Raw genomic sequence first — 22,565 nt, 5'->3', positions numbered from 1 at the left:
ATATATTGGAATAATAAAAATGTATATTTTATTGAATATTTGTTGGTTATTTATATATTACAATTAATATTGTAATATTTTAACACAGCTTGAAAATTTGTTTTTATGGGTTTAATTTTGGAGAAATTTTTTTATGAATGAGGATTTACTAAATATTAAATTAAAAAATATGAGTTTTCTGCTTTATCTTATACTTTTCGTTTTTATTTGCTTTGGTTTATTGTTTTTAGGTCAGGCTTATTTAAACTATAAAAATGGGTATTTAGAGCGTGTTGAGTCTGATTTTAAACTCTTTTCAAATAATGTAGCTTTTAAGATAAAAAATAAATATGATGGTGCTGTTGGTGTTTTAAAAAATTTAATTGAGAATGATAAGATTTTAAGTGTCTTACATAATATTTCAAATAGTTTTATTGCAAGTGTTGATTTAAGGTTCATAGATTTAGATACAAGTATTGCTTTGTTTTTAAGTTCCAAGGGATTTAATGAGGTAAGTAAAATTTTTCAGCATATACCCCTTGAGGAGAATTCTTTAGAAGGAATTTTTTATATTCCTGTTGGGCAAAATGTTTTGATTTCAAATAAAAACTTTTCGTTTTTAGGTATAAAGAATATTATTGAAGATCCGATTTATTTTGTTCCTAAAAAGAAGAATATTGCGTATTATTCAAGTTATAGGAGAATAAGAAATAGACTCTATTCTGTTGTAAGTATTCCGGTTATGAATGATACTTCTACAATCTTAGGTGTAATCTGTTTTTTAGTTTGTTTTGATAATTTATTTATTGATATTGCAAATCAATTTGATTCTTATCTTAAGTTTAGTAATAAAAATTATGAGTTTTTTGTGGTTGATAGGGAGTTTAATCCTTTATTGTTGAGTCTTAATGATTTAAGTACTGAAAATTTTGCGAAAGATTATGCAAATAGTGTTTTAAGCAGTGTCATATCTCATGTTAAGGACAATCCTAATATTTCTAGGGATATTTTAAAACATAAGAAGAAGTCTTATGTTTTAAGTACTGCTCAGATTGATGGAAATGTGGTTCAAGGTATTATTTTTAATATGGATTATCTTCCTTTTAAATTTCAATCAAATGCAATATTTTTCTTAGGATTTATATTTTTTGCTTATCTTATTATATTTTATCTTTATAATAGATTCATTTTGCCTTTTATTGGAGACTTTAAAATGTTTCTTAAATATAAAAAGGAAAGAGAGGATATTTTAAGTCTTGATCCTATTTTAGAGGTTCAATATAAGTCTTTTATTTTTTCTTATATTGGTGCTGAATTTGATAATTTTTTTTCAAAAACTACTAATATTGTCGATAGCATTAAGGGTTATGTACAAAACTTAAAAAAATGTTTAACTGAGATAAATATTCCTGAAGAAAATATAGATAAAGTGCATAATAGTCTTGCTACTTATGATAAAATAGGAGATGCTTTTTCTAAATTTGAAAAGTCAATTGTGAATATTTTAAAGGATTTTGAATCAATATCTAATCCAATTAGTGAGCACAATAAGAATATATTGGATATTGCTGTTCAATTTGAAGAAAATGCCAACGCTTTTTATGGAATAGGTAAAAATTTAGAGATTTTTAATAAAGTTGTTGCATCAAATTTTACAAGTATTGATGATGCAAAAAATAAAATTTTTGAATTGAATTCTATTTTTGAGCATGTTAATAAAAATTTTTCGGAGCTCTTATCTCAAATTAATAGTCTTCAAAGTGCAAATAAGCTTTTAGTGTTAATATCGGCTCAAACTAATATGCTTGCAATGAATGCAGCCATTGAGGCGGCCAAGGCAGGAGATGCTGGTAAGAGTTTTGCTGTTGTTGCAGAGGAGATTAGAAAACTTGCTATTAATTCTGGAAAATATTCGACAACTATTAAAGATGAGCTTAAAATGGTTAATAATACTGTTTCAGTTGTAAGTTCAGAGATTGATGCTATTTATAAAGATTTTATTGACATCCAGGAAAATATTCATAATAATGCTGTACAGCATGAGAGAATTAATATTACCCTTGCTAAACATGTAAAAGAAATTGAAGAATTTAAAGATAAATATTTATCTTATGATATTAAGATTAAAGATACTAAGAACATGTGTAAGGAGATATTTAATAGTTATTTTGTTATTAGTGGAAAGTTTAATAATTTAAATAATGATTTAAGTGAATTTGAAGTTTCTAAGATGAGTTTAGATGCATTAGAACCTTTACGTGAACATGTATCATTGGTTAATGAATGTAGAGAAAAAATTGCTAAAATGAAAGATGATGTTGAAAACATTAATAATGAATTTTGGGATATATAATTTAATTTTTGTCGTTAAATCCTATATAAATCACTTCTTCTTCAAGTAAAAACCCTGTTTTTATTTGAACCTCAGTTTTTACTTTTTCAATTAGTGTTTTAATGTCTTTAGAGCTGGCATTATTTTTATTGATAATAAAATTACCGTGGTAGTGTGATACTGCCGCCCCTCCAATGTTTAATCCTTTTAAGTTGCATTCTTCAATGATTTGTCCAGTAGGTTTTAAAAATTGTTTATTATTTTTAAATGTACTCCCGCTACTTGGAGAGAGATAATGTCCTTTATCTATTCTTTTTTGTTTGTTTTGCTTCATAATTTCTTCAATATGTTTTTTATTGCCTTTTGTTAAGTTTAAGGTTGCTTTTAGTATTACAGTGTTTTTGTTTTGAAAAGGAGAAGTTTTATATGAAAATTCACTTTTTTCAAGTTTTTTGCAGATAGTTTGTCCATTTTTATCTACAAAAGTGACCCGATCTAATATTTCAGAGATTTCATTTCCAAAACACTTGGCATTCATCCAAATCGCACCTCCAAGAGTTCCAGGAAGTCCGTATATGAATTCTAATCCGCTTAATTCATTTTGCAATGCAAAATGACATAGTTCGTCAAAATTTGTTCCGCATTCAGCAGTAATTTGATTTTTTTGAAGTTCAATTTTATTTAGGTGTCCAGTATATATTATAGGAAAATCAATTTCTACTTCGTCGTTTATTAGCAGATTGGAGCCCCCTCCTAAAATAAATATTTTAACTTTTTCTTTTATTGCTACTTTAAATATATGTTCTGCGTCTTTTATTGTTTTAGGTGTTAAAAATAGTTTGGAAATTCCCCCTATTTTATAGGTTGTGTGGTTTGCAAGATTTTCTGTTTTAGGTTTAATATTAATCTTTTCAAGAAAATTATTTATGTTTTTTAACATGTTTTCTAATTGTATATTGGATTATTATTTTTTTCAAATTTGAAGTAAACTTTTTAAGTTAGATGTAGTTTTAATTATTATTAAATTTGTCAGATTGTTTTAAATATAATAAACTTGTATAATAAGTTATATAGAAATTATGTTAATTGTAATTTATTGTGACATTTTTAATTTCTAGAGTTAATTTTTTCACGGGGTGTATGCTTCTTAGATTATATAATACAAAAACGAAAAGTTTATCTGAAGTAAGAAATTTTAGTGATACTAAGGTCTATGCTTGTGGACCTACTGTTTATAATTATGCCCATATAGGTAATCTTAGAACATATATTTTTGAAGATCTGCTTATTAAGTCCTTAAGGTTATTAAAATATAATGTTAATTATGCAATGAATATTACTGATATTGGTCATTTAACAGGTGAAGTTGATGAGGGAGAAGATAAGGTTGTTAAGGCTGCAAGAGAGAGAGGCCTTACGGTTTATGAAATTAGCAGGTTTTTTACAGAAGCTTTTTTTTGTGATTGTGAAAAATTGAATATAGTGCGTCCTGATAAAGTGCTTATTGCAAGTGAATATATTACAAGTATGATAGAGGTGATTAAAGTTCTTGAGCAAAATGGGTTTACTTATTTTGTTAATGGTAATGTTTATTTTGATACTTCTCTTTTTAAAAGTTATGGCCAGATGGCTGGTATTAATCTAAATGGTTTTGAGGTTTCTTCTGTTTCTAGAGTCGAGGTAGATCCTTCAAAAAAGAATAAGTCAGATTTTGTTTTGTGGTTTACGAATTCAAAATATCAAGATCAGGAAATGAAATGGAATTCACCTTGGGGATTTGGTTATCCAAGTTGGCATTTAGAATGTGCGGCAATGAATTTAGATTGTTTTAGGAGTACTCTTGATATCCATTTGGGAGGAGTTGATCATATTGGAGTTCATCACATAAATGAAATAGCGATAGCAGAATGTTATTTAAATAGAGTGTGGTGTGACATTTTTGTTCATGGTGAGTTTTTGATTATGGAAGATGAAAAGATGTCAAAATCAAATAATAATTTTATTACTATTAAAGACTTAGAAATTGATGGATTTTCGCCTTTAGATTTTAGATATTTTTGTTTAACTGCACATTATAGAACTCAACTTAAGTTTACATTTAGTAATTTGAGAGCTTGCAAGGTTGCTAGAAAAAATATGCTTAATAGATTAACAGCTGTTTGTTCTTCATTAAATCAATTTGATCTAGTATTACTTAGTAAGAATTGTGAGAATATTGAATCTGTTTTAGAGAAAAGATATTATGATAGTTTTTTGGAAAAAATAGCTTTTGATTTAAGTATTCCTCAGGCATTAGCCTTGTTATGGGATATTGTTAAAGATGATAATTTAAGTGCTTTATCAAAACTTAGACTTACATTCAAATTTGATGAAGTTTTATCTCTTGGTTTAAAAGAAGGAGTGTTTAGAGAAATTGAGAAGGATAGGATAGATATTGATGATACTATGAGTTCTTTGCTAGAAGAGAGACAGTTAGCCAAGATAAGAAAAGATTTTAATCGTGCTGATGAGATTAGAGAATATTTTTATTCTAAAGGTTTTGTATTAATTGATACTGAAGAAGGGACTAAGGTTAAAAGAGGATAATTTTTGGCAGTATTTTTTAAGAATCAATATTTTGTTCTAAGCTTAGTGTTTTTAATCTTTTTAAGTTTATTTATTTTTTCTGGATTTTTGTTTTATTTAAAGCCTGTAATTTATGAAATATCACCAATGCCTGCTTCGCATGAAAATGTAATTGTGATTGAAGGACGTAATTTAGGTGATAAGATTGGAGAGATTAATATTAATGATCATTATTTAATGAAGAGTAGTATTGTTAGCTGGAGTAATGAAAAGATAGTTTTTAGAATTACAGATGAAATCAATTCAGGTCTTGTTTTTATAAAAAGTGACAGAGGGATTAGTAATGAACTTTTTCTTGTAATTAGTAGACAAGTTCCAATTAAACTTGAAAAAAAAAATAAACCTTTTCTTTTTACTACTGATGAGTTGGTTCTAATGACAAATGTTCCTGTTATGTTAAGAGGCAAAAATTTAGTGTCAAATTTTGCTGATGTTGAAATATTTATTCAAACGAAACATGAACTTTATAAGGTCCTTCCTAGAGATATATTGAAATTGAGTGAAGAAGAAATAAAATTTATTCCACCAAAGACTTTGCATATTAATGGTGAGATTTTTTTGCTGGTTGACGGAGTTGAAAGCAATAAAATTCCTTTTAATTTTAATACAAGTTTTTTTAGATGGAATTTAAAGAGAACTAGAAATTTTAAAATATCTCATGAAATTTATTCCGTTCAGGCTTATAGTAAGGAGCTTAGTTTGACATCAGATGACATTAATTTTAATGTTTTTTATTTAAATCCAATTGAAAATGAGAGACAAAAAATTAAGTTTGCAGATAATAATGGGGCTATATTGGATTTAGGTAATTTATTTTTTAAAAGCCTAAAATCAAATACATATCATTTCAAATTTGAAGTTGAGACTTGTAAATTGGATTTGGATATTTTTGATAGAAAAGCTTTGGAGAATATTAAAGTAAATATGGATAGTAATATGTATGAATTTAAAACATATGTTTTAAATAAGAGAGATCGTTATTTATCTTATGATTCACTTGATTTAAGTTCAATTAATTTTAATGTAAACAACAAAGATTCGGCTTATGAATTGGCAAAATCTATTATTGATGCTTTAGTTTTGCATTTTACGGTTATAGATAATGATTTAACTTTGGATGAGTCTATTAAAATGAGGGAGATTTCGGCTGGTAATTTAATCTTACTTACGAATTTGTTGTTTTTACGAAACAATATACCTTTAAGAAATGCTGTTGGACTATATTTTGATACTAGGTCGTCTAGTCTTAAAGAACATACTTGGTGTGAATTTTTTTTAGAGCATATTGGATTTATTTATTTTGATATAATAAATGCGGTATTATTTAGAGATAGCTCTAATTATTTTTTGAATATGTCAGAGAATTATATCCAGTATGGATATAAGGAAGATTATGATGATTTGCTGTTTAATGATTATTTTGATTTAGTACTGTTGAAATATAAAATCTTGACAAATAGTAATTATTCTCTGAATCATAGGATTACTTTGGAGGAAAATATTGATGATAGATAGTATTTTATTTAATTTAATTGAAAAGGAAGCTAGAAGGGAGAGAGAAAATATTGACTTAATTGCTTCAGAAAATTTTGTGTCATTAGGAGTAAGACAGGCTGTTGGAAGTATTTTGACTAATAAATATGCCGAAGGTTACCCTTCAAAGAGATATTATGGTGGATGTTTTGTTGTTGATGATATTGAAAATTTAGCTATATCTCGAGCAAAAGAGCTTTTTGGTGCAAGTTATGCAAATGTTCAACCTCATAGTGGTTCTCAAGCTAATATGGCTGCTATAATGGCACTTATTAAGCCTGGGGATAAAATTCTTGGAATGGAGTTGTCTCATGGTGGTCATTTAACTCATGGTAGTAAGGTCAGTTTTTCTGGAATGTTCTTTGATGCATATTCTTATGGTGTATCAAGGGATTCTGAGATAATTGATTATGATGATGTTAGGAGGATAGCTAGAGAATGTAGACCTAATTTAATAATTGCTGGTGCTTCTTCTTATTCAAGGGAAATTGATTTTAAAAAATTTCGTGAAATAGCGGATGAGGTTTCAGCTTATCTTTTGTGTGATATTGCTCATACGGCAGGTCTTGTTGCTACAGGTTTTCATAACTCTCCTATTGATGTTGCACATTTAACTACAAGTACTACTCACAAGACTTTAAGGGGCCCTAGAGGAGGATTAATTCTTGCAGGTAAGGAATCTGGTATGATAGTGAATTTAAATAGTAAAGAGAGAACACTAGAGAATTCTGTTAATTCTTGTGTTTTCCCAGGAACCCAAGGTGGGCCTTTAATGCATGTTATTGCAGGTAAAGCAGTGGCTTTTGGAGAAGCTTTAATGAGTGAATTTAAGGATTATATTTCTAGGGTAATAGAGAATACTAAAGCTATGGCTGAGTATTTTGTTTCAGAAGGTTTTAGAATAGTTAGTGGTGGAACGGATAATCATTTATTTTTAGTTGATCTTGGTATTTTAGGTATTACAGGGGCTGATGCTGAGAAAGTTCTTGAGGGCGTAAACATTATTCTTAATAAAAACACAATTCCTTTTGATTCAAAAAATCCTTCTGTAGCTTCGGGTATGCGAATTGGTGGTGCTGCTATTACTTCAAGAGGTTTAAATAGAGATGATTCTATTGAGGTTGCTCGTTTTATTATTAGGGCTTTAAAGACTAAGTCTTATGATGAGCATAAAAAAATAAAATGTGAAGTCATAGAATTTATTAGTAGTTTTAATATGCCCTAATTTTGATTTGCAGTTTATTTATTTAGGTGTTTAATTTGTTTCAAATTTTCTTTTTATTATTGTTATTTAGTTTAATTTTTAGTCCTTTTATTTTAAGTATATTTTTCATATTTTTTATTTTTTTTATAATCACCAGTATTTTAGGTGGATTTAGAACGTACACAACAAGAGATTACTTTTATTCTAAGTCAAGGGAACTTGAATTTTATAAGTTATCTTGTTTATTGATGGCCAAATTGATTTCTATTTTGGGGTCAATGACTGGCGAGCAATTAAATTATATTAATTTTATAATTAATTCTTTAAATTTATCCGAAAAACATAAGACGGAACTTTATAATGTATTTCATTTTTCTGTTACTCAAAATAGAAATGCAGACAAAATATTATATACGCTGAAGCTTGGGTACTTTCAGCATAGAGATCTTTTTGTGTGGCTTGTTTCAGTTCTTAAAGAGATTAATAATTTAGCTAGGTATGGGAACTTGGAAGGGGATAAATTTATTCGTTATGTTAGTACATTTCTTGAGCTTGATTTTGAAAATCATGGTGCTTACAAAAATATTAATATAGAGATTATTAATCCTTATGAAGTATTGGGTTTAAGATATAATGCTAGTGATGATGACATAAAGAAGGCTTATAAAAAATTGGTTATACAATACCATCCAGATAGATTTGCAAGTGAACCTATTAAACAAAGAGAGGCAAATGAAAAATTTATTAAGATTCAAGATGCTTATGAAAAGATCTGCAAAGAGCGAAATTTAAAATAGCTAACTATTAAGTTGTATTTGATTAATAGGATTTTATTATTTGAAGTAAATTTGGTAAATCGTTTAAAGAGTAGAAATCTATCCTTTAAACGATTTTTTTTGTTTATTCATTAAAAGCCACTGCAAATTGTAAGAAAACACTTCCCACTTGGTCTTTTGTTGCGAAAATATTGTTTGAATCCCATCCAAGTGATATTTTGGTCAATTTGATTAAATTGTCTAATTCTATCCCAGCTTTTAGATATATGCTTTTATCTGGACCTTTAAGTGAGCCTAAAATATGGGTACCTACATATGGGATTATATGTGTTGTTGGTGATATGGATTCTACAGGTATTGCGTAATCTATGTATAACGCACTCCCAATCTTAGTAGCATCAGTAAATGCAACTGTTTGAGTATTAGTAGTATTTGCTGCAAGAGTAGTTATTATATCATTTGATTGAGGTTGTTCTTTTAATAGATCATAAATTCCAAGTGAAGCTATCCATCCAAGACCAGGAATAATTCCTTTTGTGTTATCTTCGTAAGTTGAAATTTCGGCATTAAAAGTTTGGAATGATTTTGCAGCGATATCCTGTATTATTTTGTTTGAAGATATAGGTTTATATAGGTTTTTTCCATAGGTAATTCCAAGTCCAATTCCGGATTTTTTGTCTTGTGCACCAAATATTCTTGTATTATAGGAATTACCACCGCTAATTGCCCATGATTCTTGTTCACCGTCATCTGTATTCCAAGCTAAACCGATACCTGTTCCTACAGAAAATGCAAAGTTGGTATTTCTTTTTTTATCAAATTGAAGTTTGTTTCCTGTTGGATTAAACTGGTTTTGGTTGTCTGTATTTGCCTTTTTGGAGATGTGTCCAAGTATAGAAAAATCGCTGGCAAATGGATCTATTCCTATATCAGAGCCGGTTTGTATTAAAAGATAGGTATTTTTGTCATTGATTTTTGTAAGCCCAAGCTTGTACGTAAATCCAAGAGAGGCCATTATAGATGCATTTGATAAAGTTGGACTGACAAGATCTGAGCCTACAATAGATTTGTCTTTAAGTCCGTATGTTATTGATGAATGATTAAATGTTGCGTTTCCAATTGCCCCTGAGAGTCCAAAGTGTAATTCAAATGGAATGTTTGCAATGACATCTGAGCTGTATTGTGCTAATTCATTTTTCATTGGTGTCCATTTTACTTTTGTTCCGTAAAGTATACCTTGATATGTATTGTTGTAAGGAGTTTCGTCTTTTTTCTTTTTATCTTCTTCGGAATCGTTAGCATTTTTTTTGTAGTTTCTGTTTCCTGTCCCTGTTGCCCCAATTGCAAGCACAAGTTCTAATTGTGGAAAAGTGTATCCAAACTGAAGTGTTCCTATTGTTTTTGCTGTACTTCTTGCAAGGATTGTTCTTCTTGTAGCGCAATCATCGCTTGGAAAACCGTAATATTTGCTTTGAATACTAGTCATTGGTGCGAAACTAAATAATGATTCTTGGTTAAAATCAAAATCAGTCATTGATTCCATTTTAAGGTAAAAGTCATATATGTTGATTTGTGTTGTAATGGTTCCTACATCGAGTTTGAGTATGGCATCCTTTTTACCCTTAGCTTTTAATACGAGATTCTCTACTTTGATGTAAGCTGAGAAAGGATCATGTTTTCCTATTTCGTTATGTTTTTCATATGGTACAAATTTAATTCCTAGCTGACTTTTATTTTCCAAACCAGGAATTGACTCATCCATATCGAATCTAAATTCGCTACTATTTTCAAATGTTAGTTTAGGACTCCATGGGTTTGACTTAGATATATCTTTATCTGTATCAACGGCAAAAACTGTAACAGTGGTTAATAAAAACATAAATATACATAATAATATTGTTTTATTCACTTTTATATCTCCTTTATTGTGAAATTTAGGGCTTCGTTAGAAGTTTTAAATAACATGTATTTTGTCTTTGGGTGTTAATGATATTAATTCTTAGATAAAAATTCAAGTATTTTATAGTTATTATTTTAAAATAAGACTAACATAGTAACTTTGTTAGTCTTATTTATTAAATTTAAATATTTAAATTTATCATTTCTTTATATTTATAATAGGAAGTAAACTAAAATTCCCGATATAAAAATATAGCCAATAGCGTATGTTATAGTTTTTGATAGTAATTTTCCTTCTTGTCCAATGAGTCCTGCTGTTGTTGTTGCTATTGTAATATTTTGAGGTGAGATCATTTTTCCCCCTGTTGCTCCTGTTGTGTTTGCGGCTGAAAGCCAGTAAGGATTAACATCAATATTTGCTGCGATTTGTGTTTGCAATGGTCCAAATAAAACATTTGAAACAGTATCGCTTCCTGTAAGGAAAGTGCCCAGAGCCCCAATTAATGGGCTAAATAATGGGTATAATCTGCCTGTTAATGTTGATATGCCATCTGCAAGGTCTTTTATCATGCCGTTATGTGTCATTAATCTTGATATTGATACTATGCAGATAATTACAAAAGAAGATAATGCCATTTTTTTTATTGTGAGTACGAATGTTTTTAATTGTTCAATTATAGGAACCCCTCTAATTGAGTAAGATATTACTGTTGCAAGAATAATTAATGGTCCTGGTGAGGTTAGCCATTTAAATTGTAGTGGATTTGCTCCTGGATAAATTGAAAGAGTGGTTTTAAAGTTTGATAGATATTTATTTATTCCATAAAAAAGTGGTGAGACAATTATTATGAGTGAAACTATTAAAATATAGGGCAGACATGCAAGGAATCCTTGCATTGCTGATACTTTTATATTGTTATTAATTGTATCTTTGTTTTCAAAAAGCTTTGAATAAATTATTGTTATTGCCATTGCAGGTATACTTCCAAGTATTGCGGGAAGTTCTGGGCCTAAGGTTTTTGAAACATAAACTTGAGATATTGCTATTGATGCTCCTGAGAGGAGTGTGAGGATAAACATTCCTCCCTTAAGACCTTTAATTCCTCCTCCTACAAGCATAACTAGTACAAATGGTATAATAAGAGTTGGCAGGATGAGTTGTAAAGAGACATCATATGATAACATATTAACATCTAATCCTGTTGCTTGAGAGAGAGATATTATAGGGATTCCTACTGAACCATAGGCAGTTGAGGATGTATCCATGATTAAACATATAAGACAGGCAAAGAATGGTTCAAATCCCATTGCCATTAGTATTGATACGGGAATGGCGACTGCAGTTCCGTATCCCGCAACTCCTTCTAAGAAGTTACCAAATCCCCATACTACAAGTAAAACTATTATTCGTTTATCGGAGGATATGTTTGATAACATGGCTTTTATAATTTTCATATCATTTTGACTTTCAGCCATTTTATATGTGAAAATAGCAGCTATAATTACAATAATTATTGGCCATATTCCCATTATTGTTCCCTCAAATATTGCAAGACTTGTATTAATTATTCCTAACTTATTATCAAATAAGCTTATTGCAATGGTAACTATTAAGCATATTGGTATCACATAATATGCTGGTTTTTTTATTATCCCAAGTCCAATGATTATAAGTGTTATTGGTGCTAAGGCTTTAATGAAATCATAAAAATTCATAATAAGATGTGTGCTCCTTTTTAGATTTACCATTTAATTTTATAACAAATTCTTATGCAATAATATATGATATAATGTTACTTTATGAAAATTATCTCTGTTATTCTAAACGTTTTAATTTTAATTTTATCAGGTGTATTTAGTGAACTTTTTTCAATTGATTTGCTTGAGATCAAAAAAATAACGGAAGATGCTAAATCAGTTGTTTTGCTTGATTATGATACCAAATGTATTCTTTATTCCAAAAATCCAAGTTTAGTTTTTCCACCAGCATCGCTTACTAAACTCGTTACTATTTATACTGCTTTAGTTGAGGCAAGGAAAAAAAATATAGATTTAAATACTACTGTTCCTATTAGTAGTGCTGCATCGTATTATAATCTGCCTTTAGATTCTTCCTTGATGTTTTTAGAAGAGGGTCACAAAGTGAATTTCGAGGAATTGCTTAAAGGTCTTATAATTTCTTCAGGTAATGATGCCGCTATTGCGATTGCTGAATTTATAGTTGGTAAAAATTTAAGTGATTTTATTGATTTAATGAATATTAATGTTTCAAACTTGGGACTTATAAATATGAGTTTTGTTGATACATCTGGTTATAGCAGTGATAATAAGATTACAGCGTTAGAAATGGCATTGTTTGCAAGAACCTATATAGAAGAATTTGAATTTATACTTGATATACATTCCCTTAAAGATTTTATTTATCCAAGGTCTGAAAATTTGGGTAATACTTCTTCTTTAAAGATGTTAAATTTAAAACAAAAAAATAAAAATGTTTTAATATTTAATTATCCTTATGCTGATGGATTAAAGACTGGTTATATTAAAACGTCAGGTTTAAATTTAGTTGCTACGGCTAAAAAAGATGATATAAGATTAATAGCAGTTGTCTTGGGAGTTAATAAGGGAGTTAACAATGTTGGAGATAGGAAGCGTGCCTTAATTGCACAAAAATTATTTGAATATGGATTTGGTAACTATGCTCAATTTTCTTTTATTGGCAAAATTAGAAGAGAAGAGCTATAATGAGGTATGTTCGGTATTTTTTTTTAAAGAGTTTTTGAATATGTCTTTTGAAAGAGATACACTTTGGTAAGTTAGGTTTAGTATAGAAGCGTTAGTTGCTTCACTTAGAAATGATGAAGTAGTGGGAAGATTGATTTTTGGATATTTTTAAGTTAGAGGTGCTAAACTTGTTTGTTTATTTACGTTTAAGAATTAAAAATTTTGATAGTATTTATAGGTGTTTTATAAAAATTTTTTAAGAGAGTAATTAGTTTTATGTTAAATCATTTTAATTTTAAATTGAAAAGAGATGTTACAATAATAGTGCCAGGTGAAGCTTTTGTGTCAAATGATAGAGTTATTTCTACAATACTTGGTTCTTGTGTGTCTGTTGTGCTTTATGATGGGGTGCGTAGGCTTATAGGAGTAAATCATTATGTGCTAGTGAAATCTGATTCAGTGGTGAACGTTTTACAGAAAGGTAGGTATGGAGTTTATGCTATTCCTATGTTAATTGATGCTATGATAGAGAATGGGGCATCAAAAAGTAATCTTAAGGCTAAACTTTTTGGAGGTGCTAATTTTATGGCCAAAGGAACAATAAGAGTTGGTGTTGAGAATTCAGAGTTTGCCGTTAATTCGTTAACCAAATATGGTATTCCAGTTATAGCACAAGATTTTGATCAGTCTAAGTCCAGAAAGATTTTTGTTTTTCCTGAAAATTTTAAAGTTGTTGTGGAATATCCAGATGGTGCTAAGATTTTTTAATCTTTCCTTAAATTAATTTAGCAAATAATTTCATGAGTTTCAGTATGAGACTGTTATTTTTGTTGATAAGATTTTTTAATTGTTTCAGGTGTTAGGCGTAAAAAAGCCATAGCTGTTAAGTGGTTTTTTCTATATAGAGTTAAGATTTAAGAGAAGGTATGTTTTATATTAATTCTTAGTTTATGAAAGATTAATTTTTTGAGATATGCTATGTGTAGCATATAATCAATATATTTGATTATTAATTGTAAATTTAGTTTTATTAGGGGAATAGGATGGAAAATGTTGTAATTCGTTATTTTAGAGAAATATCTCAAATTCCTAGATGTTCACAAAATTTAAAGGGCATTAGTAATTTTATTAAAGAAGAAGCTAAAAAATTTGGATATCCTTTTAAGGAAGATAGTATTGGTAATATTGTAGTTGAGATTAAGGCTAATGGCTGTAGCAATATGTTGCCTATTATTTTGCAAGCTCATACAGATATGGTTTGTGAAAAAAATGAATCTGTTGTGCATGATTTTGAAAAAGATCCTATTAACATAATTGAAAATAATGGATATTTTATTGCATCAGGCACTACTCTTGGTGCTGATGATGGGATTGGGGTTGCTATGATGCTTGCCATTATGAGTGAGTCTTTGACTTTTAAACATCCTGCTTTGGAACTTCTCTTTACTGTTGATGAAGAAATAGGGTTAATAGGTGCTATTGGACTTGATCCTAATTTATGTAGTGGAAAGATGTTAATTAACCTTGATGGAGAAGAAGAGGGTTATTTTTTAGTTGGTTGCGCTGGTTCTCGACTTGTTCATATTAACTTTGAGCCACAATATAGACAAAATAGAAAAAAAACAGGTGTTGAAATTTTGTTTACAGGTCTTAAGGGAGGCCATTCTGGTGCTGATATTCATATTGATTTAGCAAATTCTTTGAAGTTGATGTTTTTTGCTTTAAGTACACTTAGGGCAAATATGGAATTTGAGATTGGTTATATATCTGGTGGGGATAAGAGTAATGCAATTCCTAGAGAGTCAAAGGCATTAATATTAATTGAAGCTGAACATTATGTTTTATTAGAAAAAGAATTAAAATCATTTAAACGTCATATGCAAGAGATGTATACTTTTGATTCTGATTTTGAAATTATTTTAAGAAGAGTAAATTTTTCTGGGGATGTTTTGGATGATATGGATCAAGATAAGCTTTTAAATATGGGTATGGCATTTTTGCATGGAGTTCAAAAGGTTGAAAATTATAGTGAAAAACTTATTAGAACCTCTCTAAATTTTGCTAGTCTTTTAAAGGTTGGTAATGAATATCAGTTTATATTTACAATAAGGTCTTTGTTGGATATTGAGAAAGAATATATTTTTAATCATTTAAAGGCTATTAGTAGTCTCTCAGGTGCTAATTTTAAAATAGTTTATGATTATTCTTCTTGGAAACCGGCTGAGAATAGTAAACTTTTAAACCATCTTAAGAATGTGTATAAAAATATGTATTTGGAAGAGGCTAAAATCGTAGTGATTCATGCTGGTCTTGAGACTGGAATAATATCTGCAAAATTTGGAGGAATAGATTCAGTTACAATTGGACCTTGGATCAATTCTCCCCATACACCAAGAGAGCAGGTTGATATTGCTTCAACTATTAGAGTTTATAATTTTTTGAAGAAAAGTTTAGAGACTTTATAAAATTTTGTATTTTGTTTTGCTTGATTTTGAGTATATATTTCATCAGTTGACTTATTATTTGAATGTTTATAAAATAAGTTTACATGTAATTGAGTATAAGTGGTGGTTGTAGCTCAGTTGGTTAGAGCACCGGATTGTGGTTCCGGATAGCGCGGGTTCAAATCCCGTCAACCACCTTTGATTTTGATTAAACTGCACCCATAACTCAATTGGATAGAGTAATGGACTTCGAATCCAAAGGTTGCAGGTTCGAATCCTGCTGGGTGTAAAACGTTAGTTTTATACTTGAAAAAGCTTTTTAAGTTTTGTATACTACCTAGGGTATGCAGAAGTGGTGGAATTGGCAGACACGCTAGACTTAGGATCTAGTGCCCTAGGCATGTGGGTTCGAGTCCCATCTTCTGCAAGAAATGCGAAAGTAACTCAGGGGTAGAGTGCCACCTTGCCAAGGTGGAAGTCGCGGGTTCGAATCCCGTCTTTCGCTTGAATTTAGCAATTATTAGTATTAATGCATTTGAATTAGAGGAATAGTGTGATATTAAATAATGATGTAAAATTGATTTCCGGTTCTAAGGTTGAGGCTGTTATTAGAATTTCAAAAAAATTTGTTAAAAGTAAATACAACGAGATTTTACAAGATTATTCTTCTCGTCTTAAGGTTAAAGGTTTTCGTATGGGAAAAGTTCCTTTTAGTATTATTGAAGGTAAATATTCTGATAATATAAAAGCTCTTACTATAGAGAAGCTTATTCAGAAATCCTTAGAAGAATTTTTTAAAAGTGCAACTTATAAACCATTAGGTTATGCTGTTCCTAAAATATTAGATGAGAAATTAGAGATAGATTTTAGTAAAGATTTTGAATTTACTGTTGTTTATGAGGTTTATCCTGAATTTGAGCTATCTGATATATCTAATGTTGAGGTAGAAATCCCAGAAGTTTTTGTATCTGATTCTGATGTGGAGGAAGAGCTTAAATTGTTACAACATGAAAATGCAATGGTTGTTGAAGATAGTGGTGATATTAAGAAAGGCAGTATTGTTAGAGTAGATTTTGTGGAACTTGATGATTCCTTAAGTGAAATTTTAACAACTAAAAGGCAAGATTTTGTTTTTACTGTTGGCGAGTCTAATAATTATTATGGATTTGATAATGATATTATTGGTATGAAAAAGGATGAAGAGAAAATAGTAGAAAAAAATTATGGTATGGATTATAAATTTAGTGAACTTGCTAATTCTTTTAGGAGATTAAAGATCACTATTAAGGATATAAAGAGGCGTGATATTCCTAAGCTTGATGATGATTTTGCAAAGGATATTAAGGATAGTTTTAATACATTAGAGGATCTTAAAAAGCATATAAGAGAGAATATGTTGAGGCTTATTAAAGAAAAAAGTGACTCTCTTAAACTTTCAAAATTGTTATCTGATATTGCAGAGAAACTAAACATAGAGATTCCATCTTCTATGTTTGAGGCTGAATTTAAAAATTTTTTAAATGAATTTGCACATCAAAATAAGATTAGTCTTGATCAATTAAACAATTCTTCTACAGGGTTAGAAGGTATTAATGATGTTTTTAAGGATAATGTACTTAAGAATTTAAAGTCTAAGTTAGTTTTCCAAAAAATAGTAGATAATGATTTGACAGAGGTTACAGACTCTGATTTAGAGGATGAGCTTGTTAAACAGGCTAAAAATGCGAAGATAGAACTTGCAGAGATTAAAAAATTTTATCAAGAGAAAAATTTGCTTGAAATTTTAAAAGATGAAATTAAAAGACAAAAGGTTAAAGATAAAATTTTAAAAAATGTGAAGGAAATTAATCTTAAAAAAGTTGCCTTTAGAGATTTTATTAATTATAAAACAGGTGAATAATGATAAGAGAATATATGCATAATTTAGTTCCTACTGTTGTGGAGCATACTGGAAATTATGAGCGTGTTTTTGATATATATTCAAGATTGTTAAGGGATAGAATAATTTTTTTGAGTGGTGAAATTAATGATATAAGGGCAGACACAGTTATTGCTCAACTTCTTTTCTTAGAGTCTGAAGATTCTAAAAAGGATATTTATATTTATATAAATTCTCCTGGAGGTAGTATTACCGCAGGACTTGCGATCTATGATACTATGCAGTATATCAAACCAGATGTAAGAACGATCTGTATTGGTCAAGCAGCTTCAATGGCTGCATTTTTGCTTGCAGGAGGTGCTATAGGCAAACGAGAGTCATTATCGTATTCAAGAATAATGATTCATCAACCTTGGGGTGGAATAGGTGGTCAAGCTAGTGATATTAGTATACAAGCAAATGAGATTATAAGGCTTAAGAGATTAATAATAGACATTATGTCTGATAAGATAGGAGTATCTAAGGAAAAATTGTCTCTTGATATTGAGCGGGATTATTTTATGACACCAAAAGATGCTCTTGATTATGGAATTATTGATGCTATCTTGGTAAGAAATTAGTTTTATTGTGGGTGAGATTTAATATGGCAAAAAGCAAAAGTCAAAAAATTGAAGGGTGTTCTTTTTGTGGGCGTACTAATGCTGAGGCTGAAGGGCGAATTATTTCAGCAAAATCTGTTGCTATTTGTTTTGAATGTTCTAAAATATGTCATAATCTTTTTAAAGAAGAAACAGAAAAGTCTGTAAGGCCTAAATCTTCAAAGGGTTTTCCAACTCCTAAACAACTTAAAAGTCATTTAGATAAGTATATTATTGGACAAGAAGATGCAAAAAAAGTATTATCCGTTGCTGTTTATAATCATTATAAGAGGATATTTAAATGTAATAAGAGTAATGATATTGAACTTGAAAAATCTAATATATTGCTTGTAGGTCCTACTGGTAGTGGTAAAACTTTGCTTGCAAAAAAGTTAGCAGCTGAGATGAATGTTCCATTCGCAATGGCGGATGCTACAACGCTTACTGAGGCTGGATATGTGGGAGAAGATGTTGAGAATATTTTACTTAAGCTAATTCATGCTGCTGATGGAGATGTGAGTTTTGCAGAAAAGGGTATCATTTATATAGATGAAATAGATAAGATTGCAAAAAAAGGTGAAAATGTTTCAATTACAAGGGATGTATCTGGAGAAGGTGTTCAACAATCTTTATTAAAAATAATTGAAGGCACTATTGCAAATGTACCGCCAAAAGGTGGTAGAAAGCATCCTTATGAGGGTACTATTGAAATCAATACACAAAACATACTATTTATATGTGGTGGGGCTTTTGTAGGACTTGAAAATATTATTAAAAAAAGAATTAATAAAAGTTCTATTGGATTTTCATCTGCTGGTAGAAAAGATTTTGGAGAGGTTAATTCTTTAAAATATTTGGAAATGGAAGATTTGGTTAAATTTGGACTCATCCCGGAGTTTTTAGGTAGGCTTCCTGTACATTCTTATCTTGAAAAGTTAGAAAAGGAAGACTTGATTAAAATATTAATTGAACCTGAAAATTCTATCGTGAAACAATATTGTCATATGTTTAAGATGGATAATGTTGATCTATTATTTGAAAGAGATGCGCTTGATGCAATTGCAGAAGAAGCCATACTTAAAAATACAGGTGCTAGAGGTTTGCGTTCTATTTTAGAAGAATTACTTAAAGATGTAATGTTTGAAATACCTTCAACTAAGCAAATTAAAAAAGTTATTGTTACTAAAGAGTCTGTTTTAAGTAGCAATATTGAGCCCTTAATTTTGACAGGGAGGCATGTTAATAATCCTTGGGCAAAAGAACTTTATGAAATCAATTCTCAATCTAATTAATTCTAAAAAAGATGATCTTCCAGTTATTGTTTTAAGGCAGAATGTTTTTTTTCCAAATGTAACTTTATGGGTTAATTGTGAGGATAGTATTTCGATTAATGCAATATATCAATCTATGTTAGAGGGTAGATTGATCTTATTTTTTTGTGCTAATGATCTTAACTCGTATGATAGTAGCAAAATTAGTTTAGAAAATTTATATTCTATTGGTGTTTATGCAAAGATTATTCAAGTTGTAAAGGTTACTGAAATTTTGATAAAAATTTTAGTAACCTTTCAGGACAGAGTTATTATCAAAAGCATTTTAAAAAAGAATGATTACTTTAGAGCAAAGGTTGATTTTATATCTAATAAATGTGAATTTAATAATGAGCTTTTTACTTATTCTAAATTCTTAAAAGAAGCGTATGATATTTATAGATCTTATTTGCCCGTTAAAAAATTAGACAATGATGAAAATAACGATTTTTTTGATAGTCCAGCTAAGCTTGTTGATGTTATAGCCTCTAATGTGAATTTGGAATATAAAGTTAAAGTAGAACTTTTACAAGAATTAGATGTTAAGCTTAGAATAGAAAAATTGATCATAAATCTAAATATTGAGATTGAGCTTTTAATTCTTAAGAAAGATATTAAGGCTAAGGTTAAGACTAAACTTGATAAGGGTCAAAAGGAATATTTTTTAAATGAACAAATTAAGGAAATTCAGAAAAGATTAGGGAGTGATGAGACTGATTATCTTGAAAGATTAAACTTGAAAAATATTCCTGAAAATATTAAATCTAGAATTGAAAAGGAAATATCCAGATTGACTCGTATGAATATGAATTCGCCAGATGCTAATATTCTTAGGAATTATGTTGAATTGTTACTTGATCTTCCTTGGAATGAAAATACTTTGATGAAGAATTCTTTAAGAGAGATTGAACTTATTTTAAAAAATTCTCATTATGGTATGTATGAAACTAAAGAAAAAATAATGAATTTTTTAGCCGTCTATCATATTAATTCTAAAGTTCAAGCACCTATCTTGTGTCTTGTGGGTCCACCTGGTACTGGAAAAACTTCTGTTGCTTTATCTATTGCTAAGTCTCTTTCTAGGAAATTTACAAAAATTTCCCTTGGTGGGTTAAGAGATGAAACAGAAATTAGAGGTCATAGAAGGTCTTATGTTGGAGCTCTTCCTGGTGTTTTTATTAATGCAATCAAAGTGGCTGGAAAATCTAATCCCGTAATTCTTCTTGACGAAATAGATAAGATTAACAGTACTTATAAGGGAAATCCGGAAGCAGCACTTTTAGAAGTTTTAGATTCTGAGCAAAATTCTAGATTTGTTGATCATTATTTAGAAATTCCTTATGATCTTTCTAATGTGTTATTTGTGGCAACAGCCAATTCTCTTCATGAGATTTCTAGACCTCTTCTTGACAGAATGGAGATCATTAAGATAGAAGGATATTCTTGTGTTGAAAAATTAGAAATTGCGAAAAATTTTTTAATACCAAATATAATTGAAGATAGTTATTTAAATAATATCTATATAAAAATAGAAGATAATGTTATTTTACATATAATTAGGAACTGTACTATGGAGTCTGGAGTTAGGAATTTAAAGAGAGTTTTGACTAATTTGTTTAGAATGATTGTAAGAGAATTACTTTATGTTTACTCAAGGGAGGAAGTAATTAAAGGAAATTTTTATTTTCCAAGTTCCTTAATGCATGGTAATAATTTACTCTTTACTCATGATCCTGATGTTCCTGGTATTTACAAAATAATTAATATGAATAATTTTCATTTTTATGTAAATTGTAAATATAAGTTTAATTTAATTAGGATTGACTCTCCTGGATTTGTTTATGGTCTTGCTTGGACAAGTTATGGGGGCTCTGTACTTCCTGTCGAAGCTATTAAGTTTGATAAGAAAGGTGATATTATTTTAACAGGTAGTCTTGGGAATGTTATGAAGGAAAGTGCACAATTGGCTTATTCTGTTGTAAAAACTTATTCTTATGAGCTTAATTTTGATATAAATGAAATTCCTGAAATTCATCTTCATTTTCCAGAAGGAGCTACACCGAAAGATGGGCCTTCTGCTGGAATTACTATTGCAACAGCCATAGCTTCTGTGCTATCTGATAAGAGAGTGCCTTTAGATCTTGCTATGACGGGGGAGGTTACTCTTAAAGGTTCAATTCTTCCTGTGGGAGGCATTAAGGAGAAGGTGCTTGCAGCTTATAGGAATGGTATAAATAAAATTATTATTCCAAAGGATAATGAGAAAGATTATGTTAATCTTCCAGAAGATATTAAGGCCAATATTGATGTTAAATATGTGTCTAATTTGGGAGAGGTATTTAACTATTTAAATATTATTTAGAGTTTTATGTGTTAGAATTTATTAAGGAGGAAACATGAAAGATGGAGTTAGAAAACCCTCAGGTAACAGGGCATCATTTAATTCTCAAGGTTATGTTAAAAATAAAATTAACAATAACTTTTCATCTTTTGCAAATGGCAATTTTGGGAAAAATTTTACTAAGAAGAAAAAGAAAAGTAAGTAGTAAGTGGCATGGTTATTATCCATACCACTCTTATTGATTTATGCTCTCTTGGAATAGTATTCGACAATCATTTGTTCATTTGCAAGGGTAGGTATTTCATCTCTTGATGGCGGTCGAGTTATTTTTACATTTAAATTATCGGCATTTACTTCTATCCAAGTTGGTAATTTTCTAAGAGTTGATGTTTTTTCTATGTTGGATCTAACTAGTTTTTTTAGGCTATCTTTTTCTTTTACTTGTATCATATCGTTTGCTCTTAGAGTAATGGATGGAATTGTCACTCTTCTTCCATTAAGTATAATAATTCCATGTGAAACTATTTGCCTTGCGTGAGCTCTTGAAATAGCAAATCCAGCTCTGTATACAACATTGTCAATTCTTCTCTCAAGTAATGCTAAAAGATTATCCCCTGTAACTCCATTTTGTTTTCTTGCTTCTTTGAAAATATTAGTAAGTTGTCTTTCACTTACACCATAAGTAAATTTTACCTTTTGTTTTTCTATTAGTTGTTTTCCATATTCTGTGATTTTGACTCTCCTAGATCGTCCGTGCATTCCAGGTGCGTTAGGTTTCTTTTTAAGCAATTTATCATATTTAGGTTGTTCGAAGATGTTAATACCAAATCGTCTTACCAATTTTCCTTTAGCTACGTTTTTTCTATTCATTTACTCCTCGC

General features: G+C 29.5%; 16 protein-coding genes, 4 tRNA genes and 1 pseudogene. 17 read left to right on the top strand and 4 right to left on the bottom strand.

Annotated features, from left to right (window positions below; all coding sequences use genetic code 11):
- Positions 1-133 precede the first annotated feature (133 nt).
- Entirely contained in the window at positions 134-2,332 is a 2,199-nt protein-coding gene (locus QMG63_RS01435; RefSeq protein WP_281861063.1) for a methyl-accepting chemotaxis protein, read from the top strand.
- A gap of 1 nt (position 2,333) precedes the next feature.
- On the opposite strand, the gene murB is transcribed toward QMG63_RS01435, so the two are convergent.
- On the bottom strand, positions 2,334-3,251 hold the full coding sequence (gene murB / locus QMG63_RS01430) for a UDP-N-acetylmuramate dehydrogenase (RefSeq protein ID WP_281861062.1): 918 nt from the start codon (positions 3,249-3,251) through the stop codon (positions 2,334-2,336).
- A 200-nt stretch (positions 3,252-3,451) separates the two neighbouring features.
- Here murB and QMG63_RS01425 point away from each other — a divergent pair, with 200 nt between their 5' ends.
- Genes QMG63_RS01425 through QMG63_RS01410 form a run of 4 tightly spaced genes read left to right on the top strand, consistent with a single transcriptional unit; the run spans position 3,452 to position 8,470 of the window.
- Positions 3,452-4,897: a cysteine--tRNA ligase gene (locus QMG63_RS01425; RefSeq protein ID WP_281861060.1), complete on the top strand. Its 1,446-nt coding sequence runs from the start codon at positions 3,452-3,454 to the stop codon at positions 4,895-4,897.
- Positions 4,898-4,900: 3 nt separating this feature from the next.
- Positions 4,901-6,451 (top strand): IPT/TIG domain-containing protein, encoded by a 1,551-nt coding sequence (locus QMG63_RS01420; RefSeq protein WP_281861058.1) that lies wholly within the window; start codon positions 4,901-4,903, stop codon positions 6,449-6,451.
- Positions 6,441-7,694, top strand: a complete 1,254-nt coding sequence (gene glyA / locus QMG63_RS01415) for a serine hydroxymethyltransferase (protein ID WP_281861056.1) — start codon at positions 6,441-6,443, stop codon at positions 7,692-7,694. Before QMG63_RS01420 ends, glyA begins: the two co-directional genes overlap by 11 nt.
- A gap of 26 nt (positions 7,695-7,720) precedes the next feature.
- Positions 7,721-8,470, top strand: coding sequence for a J domain-containing protein (locus QMG63_RS01410; protein WP_281861054.1), 750 nt, complete (start codon positions 7,721-7,723; stop codon positions 8,468-8,470).
- Between the two features lie 103 nt (positions 8,471-8,573).
- Here the strand turns inward: QMG63_RS01410 and QMG63_RS01405 are convergent, their stop codons facing one another.
- Complete coding sequence (locus QMG63_RS01405) at positions 8,574-10,358, bottom strand: integrin-binding adhesin P66 family protein (RefSeq protein ID WP_281861052.1); 1,785 nt, start codon at positions 10,356-10,358, stop codon at positions 8,574-8,576.
- Positions 10,359-10,561: 203 nt separating this feature from the next.
- Entirely contained in the window at positions 10,562-12,064 is a 1,503-nt protein-coding gene (locus QMG63_RS01400) for a lactate permease LctP family transporter (protein ID WP_281861050.1), read from the bottom strand.
- Positions 12,065-12,148: 84 nt separating this feature from the next.
- On the opposite strand from QMG63_RS01400, the pseudogene QMG63_RS01395 reads away from it, so the two are divergent.
- The 12 genes and pseudogenes from QMG63_RS01395 to QMG63_RS01340 all read left to right on the top strand — a co-directional run.
- A pseudogene (locus tag QMG63_RS01395) lies at positions 12,149-13,094 on the top strand (D-alanyl-D-alanine carboxypeptidase family protein); the annotation flags it as partial.
- Between the two features lie 254 nt (positions 13,095-13,348).
- Positions 13,349-13,840: a chemotaxis protein CheD gene (locus QMG63_RS01390; RefSeq protein WP_281861046.1), complete on the top strand. Its 492-nt coding sequence runs from the start codon at positions 13,349-13,351 to the stop codon at positions 13,838-13,840.
- A gap of 275 nt (positions 13,841-14,115) precedes the next feature.
- Positions 14,116-15,537, top strand: a complete 1,422-nt coding sequence (gene pepD, locus QMG63_RS01385; RefSeq protein WP_281861044.1) for a beta-Ala-His dipeptidase — start codon at positions 14,116-14,118, stop codon at positions 15,535-15,537.
- A 102-nt stretch (positions 15,538-15,639) separates the two neighbouring features.
- A tRNA-His gene (locus tag QMG63_RS01380) sits at positions 15,640-15,713 on the top strand.
- A gap of 18 nt (positions 15,714-15,731) precedes the next feature.
- A tRNA-Arg gene (locus tag QMG63_RS01375) sits at positions 15,732-15,805 on the top strand.
- Positions 15,806-15,862: 57 nt separating this feature from the next.
- A tRNA-Leu gene (locus tag QMG63_RS01370) sits at positions 15,863-15,943 on the top strand.
- Between the two features lie 6 nt (positions 15,944-15,949).
- A tRNA-Gly gene (locus tag QMG63_RS01365) sits at positions 15,950-16,021 on the top strand.
- A gap of 48 nt (positions 16,022-16,069) precedes the next feature.
- On the top strand, positions 16,070-17,416 hold the full coding sequence (gene tig / locus QMG63_RS01360; RefSeq protein ID WP_281861041.1) for a trigger factor: 1,347 nt from the start codon (positions 16,070-16,072) through the stop codon (positions 17,414-17,416).
- Positions 17,417-17,430: 14 nt separating this feature from the next.
- Positions 17,431-18,015: an ATP-dependent Clp endopeptidase proteolytic subunit ClpP gene (gene clpP, locus QMG63_RS01355; protein ID WP_281862074.1), complete on the top strand. Its 585-nt coding sequence runs from the start codon at positions 17,431-17,433 to the stop codon at positions 18,013-18,015.
- A 23-nt stretch (positions 18,016-18,038) separates the two neighbouring features.
- The gene (gene clpX, locus QMG63_RS01350) at positions 18,039-19,325 is read left to right on the top strand and encodes an ATP-dependent protease ATP-binding subunit ClpX (RefSeq protein ID WP_281861039.1); all 1,287 of its coding nucleotides are present in this window, start codon (positions 18,039-18,041) and stop codon (positions 19,323-19,325) included.
- On the top strand, positions 19,300-21,705 hold the full coding sequence (gene lon, locus QMG63_RS01345) for an endopeptidase La (RefSeq protein WP_281862072.1): 2,406 nt from the start codon (positions 19,300-19,302) through the stop codon (positions 21,703-21,705). Before clpX ends, lon begins: the two co-directional genes overlap by 26 nt.
- A 34-nt stretch (positions 21,706-21,739) precedes the next feature.
- Complete coding sequence (locus tag QMG63_RS01340) at positions 21,740-21,889, top strand: hypothetical protein (protein WP_281861037.1); 150 nt, start codon at positions 21,740-21,742, stop codon at positions 21,887-21,889.
- Between the two features lie 38 nt (positions 21,890-21,927).
- Here the strand turns inward: QMG63_RS01340 and rpsD are convergent, their stop codons facing one another.
- Entirely contained in the window at positions 21,928-22,554 is a 627-nt protein-coding gene (gene rpsD, locus QMG63_RS01335; RefSeq protein ID WP_281861036.1) for a 30S ribosomal protein S4, read from the bottom strand.
- Positions 22,555-22,565: the final 11 nt, after the last annotated feature.

Origin of the sequence: Candidatus Borrelia fainii (genome assembly GCF_027925085.1) — a bacterium.
Classification (GTDB): domain Bacteria; phylum Spirochaetota; class Spirochaetia; order Borreliales; family Borreliaceae; genus Borrelia; species Borrelia turicatae.
Note: the sequence above shows the minus strand (reverse complement) of the source record. Positions and strands in the feature narration are given on the sequence as shown.